Source organism: Guyparkeria hydrothermalis (assembly GCF_023555375.1).
GTDB classification, from domain to species: domain Bacteria; phylum Pseudomonadota; class Gammaproteobacteria; order Halothiobacillales; family Halothiobacillaceae; genus Guyparkeria; species Guyparkeria hydrothermalis.
The window spans coordinates 262,659-281,438 of record NZ_JAJSEE010000004.1 but is presented as its reverse complement, the minus strand read 5'-3'; the positions used below and the strand labels follow the sequence as shown (position 1 = coordinate 281,438).

Here is an 18,780-nt window from a genome sequence, read left to right as displayed (position 1 = left end):
TCCGCCGCGGAAGAGTTATTCTCTTGCCAAGGACGACAACGCCGCAGATGCCCGGCTCAAGGCGCGCCCTGCGGGGCTTGGCGAGTCGCCCGTGCCCCGCGTTGCGATGTCTTGACGTGGCCACCGGCACGCCAGCGACATCGCGCCTTGATCACGAACGACTCGCCAAGCCAGAGTGGCATGGCATTCGTGCAGACCTTCCCTAACCGATACCGGGGGGCGAATGGATAGCGTCTACGTAAAGCGGGACTCGAGCGGCGCCATCGTCGCCATCGGCCGGGAGGCCGAGCCGGGCATGGCCGAGGCGGTTGCCATCGACGACCCGGCCGTGCAGCGGTTCCTCGATCCGTCGCGCGGCGCGGAACCCGAAGCGGTCGCCGAGGCCCTGCAGCGCTCGGATGCCGAGCTTGTCCGCGTGGTCGAGGACCTGGCCCATCTGCTGATCGAGAAGGGCGTGATCCGGTTCACCGAACTGCCCACGGCTGCACAGCGAAAGCTGCTCGATCGCCGACAGTTGCGTCGCGATCGCAAGGCGCTCGACCTGATCGCCGGCTCGGACGACAACGGCGACGATCGCTTCATGCCCTGAATCGCCCGAGCCGAACGCTCGCTTCCGAAGACCTTCCCTCCTTCACTCCGGCACGCCGGGGCCGCTCGCCCCGTCGACCCCCAGTTCGCCCAGCTGGGTCAATTCCTCGGCCGAGCGCACCCCGTCGGCGATTACGGTCAGGCCGATGGCGTGCGCCATGCCGGTGATGCCGCGCAGGTAGCTGCGGTTCGACTCGCTGGCGGCAAGATCGGTGGTCAGCGAGCGGTCGAGCTTGAGATAGCTCAATCCCAGCTCGTGCAGGACGTCGATCTCGGTGACGGCCAGCCCCGCCTTCTCGATGCCGACGCGATAGCCCAACGGGACGGCGACGGCACAGAACTCGCGGAAGGCGGCGGGATGGTCGATTGCCGCGCGCTCGGCAAGCTCGATCGAGACCATGGCAGCACGCGCCGTGTGCGAGGCCAGCAGTCCCAGCAATCGTCCTCGGGTCGATTCGTCGAGCAGGGTGTCGATCGAGAGATTCAGCGCGATCGGCTCGCCATCCGGATCGGGCGTGCGGGCCAGGCGCTCCAGTTCGCTTTCGGCCACCGCCAGGTCCAGTTGCGGCAACAGGCCCAGCCGCCGCGCCCAGGGCAGGAACTGGCCGGCCGTGAGGGTCTGGCGGGCATCCTCGAGTCGCAGCATCGCCTCGCGATGGATCAGGCGACCGTCGATACGGCGCGTGGCGAAATGGGCGGCATGAATGCGCTGTTCCTCGATGGCGTCGTGGAGGATGGCTCGCCACTCGTCGCTGCCATGCAGTCGATCCACGTCCTCGCCCTGCGTGGCCCATTCCAGGCAGGTGGTCTCGCGGTGCTCGGCGCGGGCGAGCCCATCGTCGAGCCGGATCAGGATGCTCGAGCGTTCGTCACCGGGGCCGAAGCGGCCAGCGGACAAGGCGGTCTGCATCGCGGTGGTCTCGGCGTGGCGCGCGGCCAGTTCTTGCATCGCCTCCGTCAATCGCTCGGCGAGCGGCTTGGCATCCAGCAGATCGGTGAGGATCAGCGCGAAGTCGCTGCCGTTGAGCCGGGCGAGGTGCTCGTCGCTGAACGAGTCGCGATGCTCGCCGGCAACCGCGCCGAGACGGGTGGCGAGGTCCTTGATCAGGGCATCGGTCTCCTGGTGACCGAGCTGGCGGTTGATCTCCGCGAGATCGACCAGCCGTACCAGGAACAGGCCGTGCTGGCGGTTGGGGTCGTCATCGGCGAGCAGGGCGCCCAGCACGTCATCGAAACGGCCGCGGTTGCCCACGCCGGTGAGGGCGTCACGCTGCAACCGCTGGCGCATCTCTTCCAGCCGCGAGCGTTCCTCGCCCAGCATGTCGCGCACGCGGGCGGAGAGGATGTTCATCGACCGGACCACCCGACGGAATTCCAGCGTCCTGGGCTCCGGGGTGGCGATAAAGCGCTGGTTGCCGATGGACTCCGCCTGGTCGACCACGTCGTCGAGCGGCCGGGTGAGCGATTTCAGGACCATCGAGCCCAGCAATCCGAGCACGGCGGCGATGCCGAAGAACCAGAGAAACAGCTCCACGGTGGTGTCCCAGAGCGCCTCGAGGGCAAAGCCGCTCAAGCTCTCGACGTAGAGGGTGCCGTATTGCTGCCAGCCGTCCGGCACCTGGGCGATGCCCGGGTCGACGCGCAGTTCGGCCAGCTCGGCGAACCAGCCGGGCACGTCGCCTACCGCGTCCGTGGCGCGGGTCCGCGAGGCGATGGGCTCACCGGAGGGGTCGAGCAATTCCAGTCGCTGGTAATGGCCGGTGTCGAACTGCGCGGCGATCATCAGCTCGATCAGCACCGGGTCCTTTTCCACCTGCGAGAGCGTTAGGGCCAGGGTGTTGGCGTTGTCGATGTTCTTGAGGTGCAGTTGCTCCTCGAAGTAGGCCCGCGCGCTCTGGAAGCTGATCGCGAGGCTGCTGACGAACGCGATGACCATCACCGAGGCGATCGCGATCCAGAGTTGTCGATTCAATGCCATGGCGGGACTCACTCACTCTGCCGTGTCGAGGTGTCGCTGGAATCCGGGGGCGCGGACAGGCGGATGCCTTCGGCCTGCGTGCGGTTGAGCACGTCGCGCCAGCGGGAGAGACGATCGGTGGCCCGGTCGGCCGGGCGGCTTTGCCCGCCGACCCACAGGCCTTCGCTGTTGAAACTGAACACGGGGGTAAGATCCGGGCGCTGCCCGGCCGGGGCGACCAGGCGCACCAGGCTGTCGAGGATCAGCGGTTCGGATTCGGGATCGGGGTAGTAGCCCAGAACCATGTGCGCGCGGCTGGCCCCGCCCATTCGGGCCCGGACGTAGATCAGGCGCAACTGGCGGTTGTCGATGCCGGCCTCGCGCAACACCAGGTACTTGGCGATCGCGAAGTCCTCGCAGTCGCCCGCGCCGTGGCCGATGGTCTCCACCGGCGAGGCCCAGTAATCGGACTGCCCCCAGAGCTGGTCGTCTTCGACGTAGCGAATACGGCGGTTGAAGAAGGCATTGACGCGCTCGGCGCGCTCACGTGGTTCAACAGCGCTGATCTGGTCGAGCAGCACCTCGAGTTCATCGATGACCGCGGCACGGTCGGCGTCGAAGCGCTGCTCAAGCTCGGCCCTGAGGGTGTCGAAATCGATCCGCACCTCGGCGTGGCCGAAGCCGTGGATCAGGACGGCAAGACCGAGCGCCATCGTGGCGACGAGCAGTCGGATTGTCCCAGATGCCGGCATCCGCACCGTCCCGTGAGGTCAAGTTCAGGTGCACCCCGGGTAACATTGCGGGTGACCGTGGGTGCAGGGTGCCCACGGTGGCGTCCATGGCGGATCGTCCGTCGGGCACCGACAGGCCCGTCGATTGCGTGACGGGCGGGATGCGGCGCGTCGATGACTACATCGCCACGATCGCATCCTTGCCCAATCGTACCCCAGCTCGCCGCGTTCGACACCGTCGGGCGCCGATGCCGATCAGGTATCGATCTTCAGCTGGCCGCTGTCGAGCATGTTCTGGATCAGCTCGCCCGCGTCCGTGGCGCCCCCGAAGTCGGCGAACGACTTGCCCTGCAACGTGATCGTCTGCGTCGCCCCGTCCGAACCGCCGTCATGCGTGACCTGGAAGACCAGGTCGCCGCCGTCTTCGGTGACCGACAGGAAATCGCTCAGTGGCTTGCCCTCGTTTTCGTCGACGAGGAGGTCGCGCAGGTCGAGCACGTCGTCGCCGGCACCGAAGTCCGTGACCACGTCGTTCGCCGGGGCGTCCGGTTCGCCCCGATCGGCCAGGTTCCACTTGAAGACGTCGTCGCCGGCACCGCCGATCAGCGTGTCATCGCCGAGCCCGCCGACCAGGATGTCGCCTCCGGCGCTTGCCTCGAGGGTGTCGCTGCCGTCAGTGCCGAACTGGACATTGGCATCCGGATCGTCGATCCGGACCGTCAGATCGGCCTGGGCGGTCTCGCCGTTGTCACCGACCAACTGGTAGGTGAAGCGTTCCACTCCGCCGACGTTGTCCAGGTTGGCGTCAGGCGTGTAGGTGTAATCACCGTCGCCGGCAATTTCCAGCGTGCCGAAGCGGCCGTCGACGGTCATCGAGCCGTCATCGGGTATGGATTGGAAGGCATCGCCATCGCGAACCTGAAGTTCGGCATTGTCCGGACGATTAGCCAGCCCGCCTTCGGTTCCCTCGTCGGTGATCACGTTGCCATCGACCGTGCTGGCCACGACTTCCGTGCCGCCGGGCGTGGTTACCTCGAGATTGACGTCTGAAATGTCGACCCTCGGGAGATTGTCGCCTCGGCCACCCTGGAGAGTTGCATCGAAATTCAGCCGGTAGTCACCGCTCTCAAGGTCATCGATGACGTGGCTGCCACCTCCCGAGTCACGTGAACCGGCAGTTTCCGCAATCGATTTCCAATTGCCGTTGGGCATTTTTTCTTCCAGCACCCAATCGACGCTCGCGTCGGAGTCGTAGAAACGTAGTCCGCCCCGCCACGTCAAGTACCACCCGCTCGGCTCGTCGAGAACTACGTTAAAGCTCACATTGCCAGTCGACCCCTCATCAATGGAAAACTCGATGCTTTCCTCCGAGCTTTCCCTACGGGTCGTGTCGGTCGTCAGGCTGACCTGAGAAGCAAGCTCCTGCTCGCTGGTCTGATCCGGCAGATCCTCCATCGAGATGTTGGCCGTCGCAAGTCCGTCGACCGCAATCACCGGATCAATCCATTGCGTGCTCGTGACCGGCTGGCTATTGACGCCACGATCGCTGACCACCGCGGCGGTGACCTCGAAGCTCTCACGGCCCGCGTCTGGCCGGACGCTCAGGCCCTCGAGTTGATCCGGCTGCAGTTCGTAGAGTCCGTCGGTTTCGCTGAGCGGATTGCCGTCGAGCAGCAATTGACCACCATCGACCTCGACCAGGTAGTGATCGACCTCACCACTCGCGACCGCGCCGCTGAGGTCGACTTCGTAGTTGACCCCTTGCTTGTCGAGTTTTGCCTGAATGTCGCTCACGTCGACCACTTCGTCCGGATGCGTCGAGCGCACTTCGAACTCAACGGTTGCCTGGCCGTTTTCGTCCAGGGTCAGCGTGAGCTCTTCGTCCTCCGGATCGAACACGGTGTCGTCGGCGTTGCGCGGGTCGTACCAGCTCGTGCTGTATTCGCTATCGCCATTGACCAGCACGTCGAAGGTGTCACGGGTTCCGCCACGGCCTTGCCCGCCATCTTCCCAACCGCCTTTGGCGTGCTGCGTCCAGGACAGGGTGATCTGCTCGCCGGCGTTATCGAGGCCGAAATCGAAAACGAGCGGGTCCGAGGTGTCGGCCGGCGGGCGCGGGTCGTTGATGATCCCGTCGCCCGACCCGCCGACACCCAGATCGTCAACGTCATCCTTGATCACGGTCTCGAAGCCGACGACCGGCTCGACCACCAGTTCGACCGTCGGTACCGGATCGGTAGTGGCGGTGGCCTGGGCCGAGAGCACGCCATCAGCCGTTGAGCCGTCCTGGTCCTCCACGGTGTAGGTGAACGCATCCTGCAGGGAATCGTCACTCGGCGTGTAGGTCAGTTCGTTGATTACGTACCCGGCGTTGGCATTCTGGGCAGCCGTGTCGAGACTGAATGCGAGATAGCTGAATGCCTCGTCCGTGTTGATGTCTACCGGGAATGGGAAGCCGTTGTTGGTCTGAGGCGTAAAGGTGCCGGTACCGACTTCCTCACCGGCTTCGTTGTAGGCCGTCCAGCGGCCGATTTCGGCCTGGTTCGCGTTGAATTGCGCGATATCGACGGTGACGTCGTTCGTGCTGTCGCCGAGCTGGATCAGCAGGGTGTCGTCGGTGTCGATCTTGTTCGATTGGTTGACCACCACGCCCAGGCCTGACTTGTTCTGGCCGCTGGCGTAACCGACGTTGTCGTTACCGTCACCCAACGCTGCGACATCTAGTGACCCGTCCAGCATGGGCGCCGCGCCATCAAAGCCCCATAGCCCGCCGGTCTCTGCCTGCCAGTCCTCCAGCCCGCCGCCAATCGTCACCGGCTCGGCTGCGTTGGCGGTGTAGCTGTAGCTGCCGTCGCGCTCGATGGTGAGTGTGCCGTTATCACCCTGGATGGTGACCGGCTCGCCGTTTTCGGGGACGTCGACGGGATCGTTTTCTCCAAAGCGTACCGAGGTGACTTCCAGGTCGACGTCGGCGCCGGTGTCATTGTCGAGCACGTTGCCCGAGACCGTTTCGCCACCGGTGAGGTCACCGAGCGGATCATCGACGGTCTCGACGCCGTCATCGAGGATGGCGACGTTCAGGGTGGCCTGTGCCGAGGTGCCCTTCGAGTCGGTCAGGGACAGCTCGATCGGTGCCTTGTCCAGCGGCTCGCCGTCGACATTGGTGACGGGGCCGTTGAGCTCGAACCGGTAGTCGACCACGCCCGAGTCGGGATCGAAGCCGGTCAGACTCAAGGTATTGCCTTCGGGCGTCTCGATGACGACGGGCTGGTCGTCGAGGTTCTCGAGCGCATCGGCGTCGAGGGTCACCTGTCCGTCGGCAAAGCTCGCATCCCCGCTGGTCAGACCGGCAGCGGCAATCGACAGGGCACCCAGGCCGGCTGGTGCGGTGAGGGTGAATTGACCCGTAGCCGTCGTGCCGGGCTCGCCGGACGCCGGTTGTTCGCCAGCGCGGGTTCCGTTCTCGAGGAACGCCTCATCGACCGTGACGTCCGCTTCGTCACCCTCGGGTGACAGGCCCGTGATGGTGGGGGCGATCGTGTAATCCCGGGTGGTTTCGGCGGAGTACTCGTTTCCGGCCGCGTCGCTGCCGCTGACCTCCGCCTGGACCTCGCTGTTTTCGGCGAGCACGCTGCCCGGTACGTCGATGGCGTATTCGTTGTCCGCATCGACCTCGCCGGTATAGGTCTGCTCACCAACGGTCAGGGTGACGGTGTCGCCCTCGGTGGCGTCGCCGCCGACGGTGCCGGTAATGGTGATCGGGCCCTCGATCTCCTCGCCGTCGAGTACGTCGTCGCCGGTGATCTCGTCGATGGTGATGGACGCGTCGGCCTCGGTATCGACGGTGTAGTCGCGGGTGGCATCGGCGGCGTAGTCGTTACCGGCCTCGTCGCTGCCGGTGACCTCCGCCTGAACCGAGCTGTTGTCGGCCAGCACACTGCCCGGGATGTCGATGGCGTAGCCGTTGTCGGCATCCACCTCGCCGGTGTGGGTCTGGTCACCAACGGTCAGGGTGACGGTGTCGCCTTCACGGGCATCGCCGCCGACCGAGCCGGTGACCATGATGGTCTGACCGGATTCTTCCTCGTTGATGACGTCATCACCGGCGATGGTATCGATGGTGATGGTGGCGGATGCCTCGGTGTCGACGGTGTAGTTCCGGCTCGTATCGGCGGAATAGCTGTTCCCGGCCTCATCGTTGCCTGACACGCTGGCGTCGACCTGGCTGTTGTCGGCCAGCACGCTGCCCGGCACGTCGATGGCGTAGCCGTTGTCGGCATCCACCTCGCCGGTGTAGGTCTGGTCACCAACGGTCAGGGTGACGGTGTCGCCTTCACGGGCATCGCCGCCGACCGAGCCGGTGACCGTGATGGTCTGACCGGATTCTTCCTCGTTGATGACGTCATCACCGGCGATGGTATCGATGGTGATGGTGGCGGATGCCTCGGTGTCGACGGTGTAGTTCCGGCTCGTATCGGCGGAATAGCTGTTCCCGGCCTCATCGTTGCCTGACACGCTGGCGTCGACCTGGCTGTTGTCGGCCAGCACGCTGCCCGGGACGTCGATGGCGTAGCCGTTGTCGGCATCCACCTCGCCGGTGTAGGTCTGGTCACCGACGGTCAGGGTGACGGTGTCGCCTTCACGGGCATCGCCACCGACCGAGCCGGTGAGCGTGATGGTCTGACCGGATTCTTCCTCGTTGATCACGTCATCACCGGCGATGGTATCGATGGTGATGGTGGCGGATGCCTCGGTGTCCACGCCGTATTCGCGGGTGGAATCGGCGGAGAACGGGTTGCCTGCGTCATCGCTGCCGACGACGTTGGCGTCCACCTGGCTGTTGTCGGCCAGCAGACTGCCCGGGACGTCGATGGCGTAGTTGTTGTCGCCGTCGACGGTACCCTCGAACGTCTCGTCGCCGACGGTCAAGGTGACCGTGTCGCCCTCGGTGGCATCACCGTATACCGAGCCGGTAATGGTGATGGTCTCGCCGGATTCCTCCTCGTTGATCACGTCGTCACCGGCGATGGTGTCGATGCTGATTTCCGCTCCCGCCCAGGTGTCGACGGTGTAGGGGCGACTGGTGTCAGCAGAGTACGGATTGCCGGCCTCGTCGCTGCCGGAAACCGAGGCCAGTACCAGGCCGCCTTCCGGCAACAGGTAGTCGCCGTTGCCAAAGTCCCGGCTCTGCACGTCGGGCAGGACGTCGATCAATCCGCCGCTAGCCAGCAGGCTGCCCGGGACGTCGATGGCGTAGTTGTTGTCTCCATCGACGGTGCCGGTGAATTCCTGCCCCCAGATGGTCAGCGTGACGGTGTCGCCTTCGCCGGCATCACCGCCGACCGACCCGGTGATGGTGATGGTCTCGCCGGATTCTTCCTCGTTGATGACGTCGTCGCCGGCAATGGTGTCGATGGTGATGGTGGCGCTGGCCTCGGTATCGAGGATGGCCGTGTCGGTGTCGGTCGCCTGGTTGCCGGCCTGGTCGCTGACGGTGGCGGTCGCAGTGAGTTCGCCATCGGACAGGGAGCTCAGGTCCTCGACCACCTGGTAGCTGCCATCGGACTGGACGATCGCGCTGGTGGTGACGGTGTTCTCGCCGTCGGTCACCTCGATGGCGACCGTCTGGCCTGGCTCGACATTGGTCGTGGTGCCGGAGATCAGGCTCTCGAAGACGGACTGGCCGTTCTGGTCATCGAGATTGACGCTGATGGACGGGGTGGTTTCCTCCGGCGTGCCGGGTTCCTCCGGTGTGCTGGGATCGTCCGGCGCTGCCGGTGCGGCCGGCTCGTCGGCCGCTTGTGCCTCGGCCAGGCCGGTGACGCCCGGCGTCGGCTCGTTGGGCTCACGCGTCGGGCCGGCGAAGTCGAAGGCCAGCGGGTCGATCTGCTCGACGATGCGGGTGACCTCGACGATGGTCCGGCCACCGCCGTCGCTGCCACCGGTCGTGCCGGCGGCCGGGTCTTCCAGTTCCTCGAGGATGTCGCCGTCGCCCTCGAGCAGCGCCAGTACCTCTTCGACGCCCGGGTCGGTCACCGCCTGCTCATCGCTGCTCGGCTCGGCATCGGCGAGCATCTCGGTCGACAGGAAAAGCGACTGACCGCCGGCCAACTGGACGGTCTCGCCGTTGTCGAGATCGAGGTTCACCCGCGCGTCCTGAGCGGTGACGACCGTCTCGCCCGCGTAGACCGAGTCACCCGCCCGGAGCAGACGCATCTCGCCATCCCCCGAGCGCGCCCATACGTCGCCTTCCACTTCCTGAACGATAGCGATTACTTCAGCCATGACCCTGTCTCCGTGTTGGCTCGATCCGGCCGCGAGCGGGGCATCGAGCGTCGATCTCTGGATTCGTACCCAGAGTCTCGGACGCGCGGGCAGGGGCGTCTATTGGCCAAAGGTACAAGGCGGCGACATGCCAGTCCGGACGCGGTTGGCGCCGGTTACGTCGCCAGCGCTCGACCGCGATGGATTCAGCGCGGCAGCATGCGCTCGAAGCACTCGATCCGGCGGCGCAGCGTGTCGCGATCGGTATCGGACTCGAGGTGATCAAAGACGAAGCGGGCAGTGCGCACCACCACGCCCCAGCGCGGGCGCTTGGGCAGGGTCTCGGGATTGAGGTAGCGATCCAGCGTGCGCGTCTTTCTGGCCGAGCCGTCCAGGGTCACGGTCCACAGCCGGCTCTTTTCCGCCAGTTCGGCCCGCCCGGTGCCGGTCTGCGCCTGCCAGAGGGTGACCGCGCACTCGAGCAGCTTGACCAGCAGCACCCGCGGGTCGTCGGATTCGTTGTCCGTCGGCGCCACGCCCTTTTCCTGCAGGGCCCAGCGCATCTGCTCGTTTTCGTGTACCCGCAGGTGCGCCTCGACGCGGGCCAGCATCTCCCGACGCCAGAACGGCTTGGAGAGGTGATCGTTGGCGCCGGCCTCCAGCCCCTCGATGACGTCCTCGGGCCGGGTGCGCGCGGTTACCAGGATGATCGGCAGCGTGTTGGCGTCGAACTCTTCGCGCAGGCGACGGCAAACGGTCAGCCCGCTCATGTCCGGCATCATCACGTCCAGCAAGACCAGCTCGACGCGGTGACGGCTCACCAGCTCGAGCGCCTCGGTGCCCGAGTGCGCGACCAGGGTGCGATAACCGGCCTGGTGCAGTTGTTCCTCCAGGACGATCGCGGCGGTGGCGTCGTCGTCGACGATCAGGATGGTGGTCACGTCACCGTGGCGGGGCGCGGTCTCGATGGCATCGCCCTCGGATGCCGCGACGGGACCCGGGCCGGTCGTCTGGAGGATCGGCGTGGGCGCGGCCGCCTCGTCCCGGTCGCTTATCGGCAGGCGGAAGCGAATGGTGGTGCCCACGCCGGTCTGGCTGTGGAGTTCGAGTTCGCTCTGGTGGCGTTCGAGCAGGGCGCGGCTGATGGCCAGGCCCAGGCCGAAGCCGCCGCGCCCGTCGAGGCTCGAGTCGTGGCCCTGCTCGTAGGGGCGCTGCATGCGATCGAGCTCCTCGGCGGCGATGCCGATGCCGGTGTCCTCGACGGCAAAGCACACGCGGTCGCCCTCGCGCCGGGCGGAGACCAGGATGCGCCCCTTGTCGGTGAACTTGATCGCGTTGCCGATCAGGTTGAACAGCACCTGGTAGAGCCGGTCCGCGTCGGCGAGGATCGGCGGCAGGGGCTCATCGAGCCGGGATTCGAGCACCACGGAACGCGAGCCGAGCAGCGGCTGGCAGGTGGCCATCACCCGCTCGACCAGGGGCGCGACCGCGGTCGGCTGACGCCGGATGGGCAATTCGCCGTGCTTGAGCTGGGTGAAGGAGATGGTGTCGTCGACCAGCCGGGCCAGCCGCCGCCCGCTCTGGATGATCAGATCCAGGCCCTGCCGGGTCTTGGAATCCTCGCGCGGCAGCGATTCGGCCAGCCCGATCATGGCGTGCAGCGGCGTGCGTAGTTCGTGCGAGGTGTTGGCGAGGAACTCGTCCTTGAGGCGATTGGCGCGTCGCAGGGCCGTTTCCAGGCGCTGGCTGCGCTCGAAGGCCCGCGCGTTGCGCCTCGCCAGTGCCAAGCTGTGCAGGCCCATCGCCGCGAGCACGCCCACGCTGGCCACCGCATCGCGCACACCGGCCTCGTTGAACCAGTAGATCTGTAACGCGGCGGTCAACGCCACGATGCCGCTGCCGAGCAGGATCAGTCCGGCGTCCGGTCGGTTGCGCCGCACGGCCTGCACCAGGGCGAGCAGGGCGAGTGCCAGCAGGGCGACGACCAGGTACAGCAGCCAGCCGATGGCCACGCTGCGCGTCAGACCCGGGTCGATCACGGCGATCAGCACGTAGACGGTCACCGGCACGGCGACCCAGCGCGTCAGTCGCGGTGGCAGCTCGCGCGGGAACAGCGCGGACAGGAACCACAGGTAACTGGTGCCGGCGGCCAGCGCCGAAAAGCCGTCCAGCGGGCGGGCCAGCGCGATCGGGATGTGCAGGCCCATCGCCTCGAGCAGCTGGGCGGACAGGGTGGTCTGCAGTGACCAGAAAATCACGGTCAGGCCGAAGAACAGGTAGGCGCGCTCGCGGCGTCGAATCAGGAACAGGATCAGCTGCGACAGGCCGATCAGCATCAGGCCGCCGGCCAGGGCGCTGGTGCTGATCAGTTCGATTGCCCACAGTCCCTGGACCGCTTCGGGCGTGCCGATCTCGATCGCCCGCGGGATGCCCGCGACCCGCGAGCTGTAGTTGCTGACATGCAGCAGGATGTCGATGGTCTGCCCGGGGCGGTCGATCCACACCTTGCGCTCGCCGTAGTCCGGCTGCGCCGCGTCGGCCGACGCGGCCGGCTCGCCCACGCGCGCCACCTCCCTGCCGTCCACGTAGAGCCGGTAGGAGGAATAGACCAGCGGCACGCGCAGCAGCAGGCTCTCCGGGCGGTTCTCGCCCAGGTCGAGTGTCAGGCGGTAGCTGGCGTGCCCCTCGGGCGGCAAGTAGCGGCCATCGAGTTCGACCTGCGTCCAGCTGCTCGGCAGGGTGAGGCGTGCGTCGGGCGGCGGGCTGCGTGGCTCGGCGGGCGAGAGGAAGGTCTGCCAGTGGAATTCCCAGGGGCCTTCCAGCGCGTGCGGGCCGTGGGAGTCGATGGGCAGTTCGGCGGCGTGGGACGTGGCCCCGGGCAGTGCGAGCGCGTGGGCGCACAGCAGCAGGCAGAGCGTGATGACGTGTCGGACCGAGCGGGCCACGCGCATGAAAGGCATCCCTGTCGCTTGAAAGAGAGGTGAGGGCTTGCGCCCGTTATACGGTGAACCGTGTTTACGGTCCAGCGATTGCCGGCAATCGGCCCGCCGTCGCCGTGACGGATCGGCGCCTCGCGGTGATCTTCATGCCCCACGGATAGGCAGGTGCCGTGACGTGATCTCGATGGCACCGTAATATGCTCTGATCGTAATATCTCGATGGCAAGGCACGGGTGCAAGGGAATGAAGCGGGAGCGGGCAGGGATGGCTAACGGGGTGGATGTCGACGATACCCGCGTGTGCCGGATGGTAAGCGCATGAGCCTCGGCACGCGCTTTATCTGGATCGCCGTCGGCCTGGTACTGGGGACGGCGTTCGCCATTTGGCAGGTGTTCGACCGGGTGGCCACCGGGGTGGTCGAGCAATGGGGCACCCGCGTGGCCGAGGTGCAGGTGCGTTACGACAGCGCCCGTCTGCTCCAGCCGCTGGAACGCGAGATCGCCCTGGCACACCAGATGGCCGATTCGCCGGTCATTCAGGATCTGGCCCGCGCCCCGGGCGACGAGGCCCTCGATACCGCGGCCAAGGCGGAGATGGAACGTTTCCGGCGCAATTTCGGGGCGAACAACTACTTCGTCGCGCTGCTGGACAACGGCGCGTACTACTTCAACAACGCCGAGGACGAGTTCGGCGAGCAACCCCTGCGCTACCACCTGTCGCCCAAGGACCCCGACGCTGCCTGGTTCTACCGGCTGGTCGAGCAGGGCCGCGATTTCCACCTGAACGTCAATCCCGACAGCGAGCTCGGCGTGATCAAGCTCTGGATCGACGTGCTGATGCGCGACCCGGCCAGCAACGAGATCCTCGGCATCGTCGGCACGGGGATGGAACTGGAGACCATGCTCGCCGAGACGGTCGCCGTCGACCAGCCCGGCATCACCACGATCTTCGTCGACCACAGCGGCGCCATCCAGCTGTACCGCGACCGCGACCTGATCGACTACGCCAGCCTGGTCAAACCCGAGGGGCAGAAGAGCCACCTGAAGCGACTGGTCAGTGATGCCGAGAGCCGCGAGCGCGTCGGTCAGTTGCTCGATCAGGCCCAGGCGAGTGCGGGCAACGTGCACACCGCCTTCGTCACGGTCGACGGCCAGCGCCACTTGATGGGCGTGGCGTGGCTGCCGCGCATCGGCTGGTACGAGGTGACCCTGCTGGACCTCGACGTGATCATGCCGGTATCGCGGTTCGTGCCGCTGCTGATCATCGTCCTGATCGCGTTGGTGATCAGTATCCTGCTGCTGCACGTCGCCGTCCGGCGCCTGCTGTTGCAGCCCATCAGTGCGCTGGAAGCGGCCATGCAGGCGTTGAAGAACGGCCGCTACGTGCGCGGCGACCTGCCGGCGGCGAGCGGCGAGATGGCCCGCCTGGTGCGGCACTTCAGCGACATGGCCAACACCATCCAGGTGCACACCCGCGAACTCGAGGATCGGGTCGAGGCCCGCACCGCCGAACTCAATCGCCTCGCCCGGGTCGATTCGCTCACCGAACTGCCCAATCGGCGCGGCATGCAGGAGGCCCTCGACCAGGCCCGCGAGCGCGCCGAACGGGAGGGCAGACGCCTGAGCCTGCTGTGGATCGACGTCGACGAGTTCAAGCAGATCAACGACGACCGTGGCCACGACACCGGCGACGTCGCCCTGCGCCAGGTCGCCTCCTGCCTGCAAGAAGAACTGCGCGGCTACGACGTGGCCGGCCGCTGGGGCGGCGACGAGTTCCTGGTGGTGCTCTATCCCTCCACCGAGGAGCGGATGGCGAGCGTCGCCGAGCGCCTGCGCGAGCGCGTGGCCAGCCGGGTTGCCGTCGGCGGTCAGCCGGTCACGATCAGCGTGGGCGGTTACTGCGCCGAGGGCACCGAACCGCTATCCCAGATCCTCGCCCGCGCCGATCGGGCGCTGTATCGGGCCAAGGAGGCGGGTCGCAACCGGGTGCAGATGCACACGGCCGGCGGGTAAGGCGATCGCCATTCCGTTAGCTGGTCAGCCCCAGCAGCAACGAGGCGATCGCCACCAGCCCGAGCGTGAGCCGAAGGCGGAAGAACCACTGGCGGATCCAGCCGCGTTGCCGGGCGGTACGATCAAGCAGGAACATCAGGGCAAACCCCGTCGCCAGCATCCACGTCGCCTCGACCGGTGGCATCAGCAAGGCCGGCCAGGCCCACAGCGACGGCAAGACGCTCAACCAGATGCCGACGGCACTCTGACGATTGAGCGCGACCCCCAGTAAATCCCGCCGAGAAAACTCAGGATCAACGCCGCGTAGGCGTGCTGTACCGCAACGGCCTGCGCGGCCCAGTCCGGGTGCCACCACAACACCAGGAGCGGGAGGACGAAGGGAATCAGCCCGGCGTAACCGGCCAGCCGAGCGTGAAGGGCAACGGTCTGTTCAAGGCTTTTTGCCATGGCGGCTCCTCGCGACGTTCGAACAACGCCATGCAAGCCTAGACCGTGCGGGGCAGGTGTGGAGCGTTTGCCGAACCTCGCCACCTACCTTGCCCCGACGTTTTGAAGCTGATTTGAACCACATTTGAATCAGCGGCCTGAAAGCCAGACACGAAAAAGCCCGGCAAGCATGATGCTGCCGGGCTTTCAGTGTTGGTAGGCGCGATTGGATTCGAACCAACGACCCCCACCATGTCAAGGTGGTGCTCTAACCAACTGAGCTACGCGCCTGTCGTCGAACGGATGCGCATTCTACCGGGTCGCGGCGGGCTGTCAAGCGCGACTTGTCGCACCCAACTGCCACTTCAGAAATGCGCTGTCGTAAGCCTGACGGATCAGGGTGTCTGCGGTACGCTTCCGCGTCGAAACGCTCATCAAGGAAAGGGTCGAACACGCGCCATGAATGCCGCTGAACAGAAATTTCTGAAGGAGCTGGACGACAAGCTCTGGTCGGCCGCCGACAAGCTGCGCGCCAACCTGGATGCTGCCAACTACAAGCACGTCGTGCTGGGACTGATCTTCCTCAAGTACGTCTCGGATGCCTTCGAGGAGCGCCAGCGTCAATTGCGCGCCCTGTTCCAGTTCGACCGCGAGGACAACATCTACTACCTCCCGCGCGAAGACTTCGATTCCGACGCCGACTACCAGGAGGCGCTGGAAGAGGAACTGGAGGTACTGGATTACTACCGCGAGGCCAACGTCTTCTGGGTGCCCAAAGCTGCCCGCTGGCGCACCTTGAAAGAAAAGGCCGTGCTGCCGGTCGGCAGCGTGCTCTGGCAGGACGAGCAGGGCAACGACGTCAAGCTGCGCTCGGTCTCCTGGCTGATCGACAACGCGCTGGAAGAGATCGAGAAGAGCAACGCCAAGCTCAAGGGTATCCTCAACCGCATCAGCCAGTACCAGCTGGAAAACGACAAGCTGCTCGGCCTGATCAACACCTTCTCGGACACCTCCTTTACCCGCCCGGTCCAGAACGGCGAGGAACTCAACCTGCACAGCAAGGACATCCTCGGCCACGTCTACGAGTACTTCCTCGGCCAGTTCGCCTTGGCCGAAGGCAAGCAGGGCGGGCAGTACTACACACCTAAGAGCATCGTCACCCTGATCACGGAAATGCTCGAACCCTACTCGGGGCGGGTGTATGACCCGGCCATGGGCTCCGGCGGATTCTTCGTCTCCTCGGATCGTTTCATCGAGGAGCATGCCAAGGAGCAGCACTACGACCCCGCCGAGCAGCGCAAGCACATCTCCGTCTACGGCCAGGAATCCAACCCCACCACCTGGCGGCTGGCCGCCATGAACATGGCCATCCGCGGCATCGACTTCAACTTCGGCAAGAAGAACGCCGACAGCTTTCTCGACGACCAGCACCCCGACCTGCGCGCCGACTTTGTCATGGCCAACCCGCCGTTCAACATGAAGGACTGGTGGAGCGAATCACTCGCTGACGATGCCCGCTGGCAATACGGCACCCCGCCGAAGGGCAACGCCAATTTCGCCTGGCTGCAGCACATGCTCCACCATCTGGCGCCCACCGGCAGCATGGCCCTGCTGCTGGCCAACGGTTCGATGAGCTCCAACACCAGCGGGGAAGGCGACATCCGCCGCCGGCTGGTGGAGGAAGACTTGGTCGAATGCATGGTCGCCCTGCCGGGCCAGTTGTTCACCAACACCCAGATCCCCGCCTGCATCTGGTTCCTGACCAAGGACAAGGCCAACGGCGTCGTCTTTGATGAGAAAAAGCGCGACCGCCGTGGTGAGCTGCTGTTCATCGATGCGCGGAACTGTGGCTACATGAAGGACCGCGTTCTCCGTGACTTCAGCAACGAAGACATCTCCCGAATCGCCGACACCTTTCACGCCTGGCAGCGCGGCGAGGGCTACGAGGACGTGCCCGGCTTCTGCAAGGCGGCCGCGAGTCTCGATGAGATCGAGAGGCACGACTTCGTGCTCACCCCAGGCCGTTACGTGGGCGTGCCGGAACAGGAAGACGACGGCGAGCCCTTTGCCGAGAAGATGGCGCGCCTGACCGGAAAGCTGCGGGAGCAGTTTGCCGAGAGCGACCGGCTGGAGGCGGAGATCAAGCGGAATCTTAGGGGGCTGGGGTATGAGCTCTGAATGGCCCTTGCTAACGTTGGAAGAGGCGGGCGTGCGCCTTATTGACTGTGATCACAAGACGCCGAAGGCTCGGGAAGAGGGATATCCCTACGTTGGAATACCTCAGCTAAAAGATGGCCGGATTGTTCTCGATGGCGCACGTCTGATCTCGGAAGAAGATTTCAATCAGTGGCGCCGCAAAGCTAAGCCCATTGATGACGACGTGATTCTTTCGCGTCGTTGCAACCCCGGTGAGTCCGCCTACGTCCCCAGCGGACTGGAGATCGCTTTAGGACAGAATTTGGTTTTGTTGCGATCTGACGGGGTGTGGGTATATCCCCCATTCTTGAGGTGGGTAACTCAAGGCCCGCATTGGTGGTCTCAAGTTGGGAAATATCTGAATGTTGGCGCTGTTTTTGACAGCCTGAAATGTGCTGATATCACCAAATTCGAAGTATTCCTGCCGCCAATTAGAGAACAGAAAAAAATCGCAGATATTCTTGGTGGTATCGATCACAAAGTTCTCTTAAATCAACAAATAAACCAAACCCTCGAACAGATGGCCCAGGCCATCTTCAAGAGCTGGTTTGTCGATTTCGAGCCGGTCAAGGCCAAGATTGCTGCCCGCGAGCGTTGGCAAGCCCACCAATCGGCCCAACAACCGGCATCGCCGGTCTGCTACGCCGCGGAGCTGGAGCCGGAATCTGTAGATCCAGAACTCGAGACCCGCATGGCGCTCGCTGCCATGCAAGCCATTTCCGGCAAGACAGAAGCGCAGCTGGCCCGCTTGCAGACCGAACACCCGGAGCACTACGCCGAACTCCGCGCCACCGCCGACCTGTTCCCCGCGGCCATGCAAGAGAGTGAGGTGGGGGAGATTCCGGCGGGGTGGAGCTGTCTTGCCCTTGATGAAATCGCCAAATACAAGAATGGCTTGGCGCTACAGAAATACAGACCTGAAAATGAAGATGATTTTCTACCTGTTGTGAAGATAGCGCAGCTCAAGAAGGGGTATGCCGACGGTGAAGAGAAGGCATCTCCAAACATCAATCCTGAGTGCATCATTGATGATGGTGATGTGTTGTTCTCATGGTCGGGTTCATTGATGGTCGATACGTGGTGCGGCGGTAGAGCGGCCTTGAATCAGCATCTGTTCAAGGTCACCTCTGAAAAGTATCCCAAGTGGCTCTATTTCCATTTCACCCGGCACCATCTTGAGGAGTTTCAGCGGATCGCCGCCGACAAGGCGGTAACCATGGGGCACATCAAGAGGGAGCATTTGAAACGTGCCCTTTGTGCCATACCTGACAGTGACACCATCGCCGCCGCTGGCAAATCACTGGGAAGCATGCTGCAACAACAGATCAACCTGCGCCTTGAGGCAGTGACCTTGTCGCAATTGCGAGACACACTCCTCCCGGAACTTCTTTCTGGCGAGTTCACCGTGCCGCAATCCGAATCCACCGCCACTGAAGCGGTCGATGCCTGAGGCCACTGACGGACAATGTGTTGACGGCCGCATAATTGGCCTTTGAGCCGAATATAGGCCACAATCGGCTCACTATATGATTCGATTGGGTGGGTGATTCGGCTCACGGGCTCCTCGAGAAACCGTCGCGAGCCGGCCAAGTGCAAGGAGCCGCGCAGCGAGCGACGAGACATATCAGTTAGATAGGCGAGGAGTGAGCGAGCACGTGACGCAGCAA

At 64.8% G+C, this 18,780-nt stretch carries 10 protein-coding genes and 1 tRNA gene; 4 read left to right on the top strand and 7 right to left on the bottom strand.

Going from position 1 to position 18,780, the window contains the following annotated elements; genetic code table 11:
• Nucleotides 1-223: 223 nt before the first annotated feature.
• Entirely contained in the window at nucleotides 224-589 is a 366-nt protein-coding gene (locus LV475_RS07545) for a tryptophan synthase subunit beta like protein (protein WP_250106085.1), read from the top strand.
• A gap of 42 nt (nucleotides 590-631) precedes the next feature.
• On the opposite strand, the gene LV475_RS07540 is transcribed toward LV475_RS07545, so the two are convergent.
• The 4 genes from LV475_RS07540 to LV475_RS07525 all read right to left on the bottom strand — a co-directional run bounded on the left by LV475_RS07540 (nucleotide 632) and on the right by LV475_RS07525 (nucleotide 12,491).
• Nucleotides 632-2,566, bottom strand: coding sequence for a bifunctional diguanylate cyclase/phosphodiesterase (locus LV475_RS07540; protein WP_250106084.1), 1,935 nt, complete (start codon nucleotides 2,564-2,566; stop codon nucleotides 632-634).
• A gap of 8 nt (nucleotides 2,567-2,574) precedes the next feature.
• Nucleotides 2,575-3,258, bottom strand: coding sequence for a transglutaminase-like cysteine peptidase (locus LV475_RS07535; protein WP_136866072.1), 684 nt, complete (start codon nucleotides 3,256-3,258; stop codon nucleotides 2,575-2,577).
• A gap of 273 nt (nucleotides 3,259-3,531) precedes the next feature.
• The gene (locus tag LV475_RS07530; protein WP_250106083.1) at nucleotides 3,532-9,561 is read right to left on the bottom strand and encodes a retention module-containing protein; all 6,030 of its coding nucleotides are present in this window, start codon (nucleotides 9,559-9,561) and stop codon (nucleotides 3,532-3,534) included.
• 185 nt (nucleotides 9,562-9,746) lie between these two features.
• The gene (locus tag LV475_RS07525; protein ID WP_250106082.1) at nucleotides 9,747-12,491 is read right to left on the bottom strand and encodes a response regulator; all 2,745 of its coding nucleotides are present in this window, start codon (nucleotides 12,489-12,491) and stop codon (nucleotides 9,747-9,749) included.
• Nucleotides 12,492-12,796: 305 nt separating this feature from the next.
• On the opposite strand from LV475_RS07525, the gene LV475_RS07520 reads away from it, so the two are divergent.
• Nucleotides 12,797-14,491, top strand: coding sequence for a GGDEF domain-containing protein (locus tag LV475_RS07520; protein ID WP_250106081.1), 1,695 nt, complete (start codon nucleotides 12,797-12,799; stop codon nucleotides 14,489-14,491).
• A 16-nt stretch (nucleotides 14,492-14,507) separates the two neighbouring features.
• Here the strand turns inward: LV475_RS07520 and LV475_RS11080 are convergent, their stop codons facing one another.
• From LV475_RS11080 to LV475_RS07510, 3 genes are all read right to left on the bottom strand, one after another.
• The gene (locus LV475_RS11080) at nucleotides 14,508-14,717 is read right to left on the bottom strand and encodes a DUF3429 domain-containing protein (RefSeq protein ID WP_284047253.1); all 210 of its coding nucleotides are present in this window, start codon (nucleotides 14,715-14,717) and stop codon (nucleotides 14,508-14,510) included.
• Nucleotides 14,714-14,938, bottom strand: a complete 225-nt coding sequence (locus tag LV475_RS11075; protein WP_284047252.1) for a DUF3429 family protein — start codon at nucleotides 14,936-14,938, stop codon at nucleotides 14,714-14,716. Before LV475_RS11075 ends, LV475_RS11080 begins: the two co-directional genes overlap by 4 nt.
• A gap of 193 nt (nucleotides 14,939-15,131) precedes the next feature.
• Nucleotides 15,132-15,208 (bottom strand) — tRNA-Val (locus LV475_RS07510).
• Nucleotides 15,209-15,376: 168 nt separating this feature from the next.
• Here LV475_RS07510 and LV475_RS07505 point away from each other — a divergent pair.
• Nucleotides 15,377-17,095: a class I SAM-dependent DNA methyltransferase gene (locus LV475_RS07505; protein ID WP_250106080.1), complete on the top strand. Its 1,719-nt coding sequence runs from the start codon at nucleotides 15,377-15,379 to the stop codon at nucleotides 17,093-17,095.
• Nucleotides 17,085-18,563 carry a restriction endonuclease subunit S gene (locus LV475_RS07500; RefSeq protein ID WP_250106079.1) on the top strand — a complete coding sequence of 493 codons (1,479 nt, stop codon included), beginning with the start codon at nucleotides 17,085-17,087 and terminating at the stop codon, nucleotides 18,561-18,563. Before LV475_RS07505 ends, LV475_RS07500 begins: the two co-directional genes overlap by 11 nt.
• Nucleotides 18,564-18,780 lie beyond the last annotated feature (217 nt).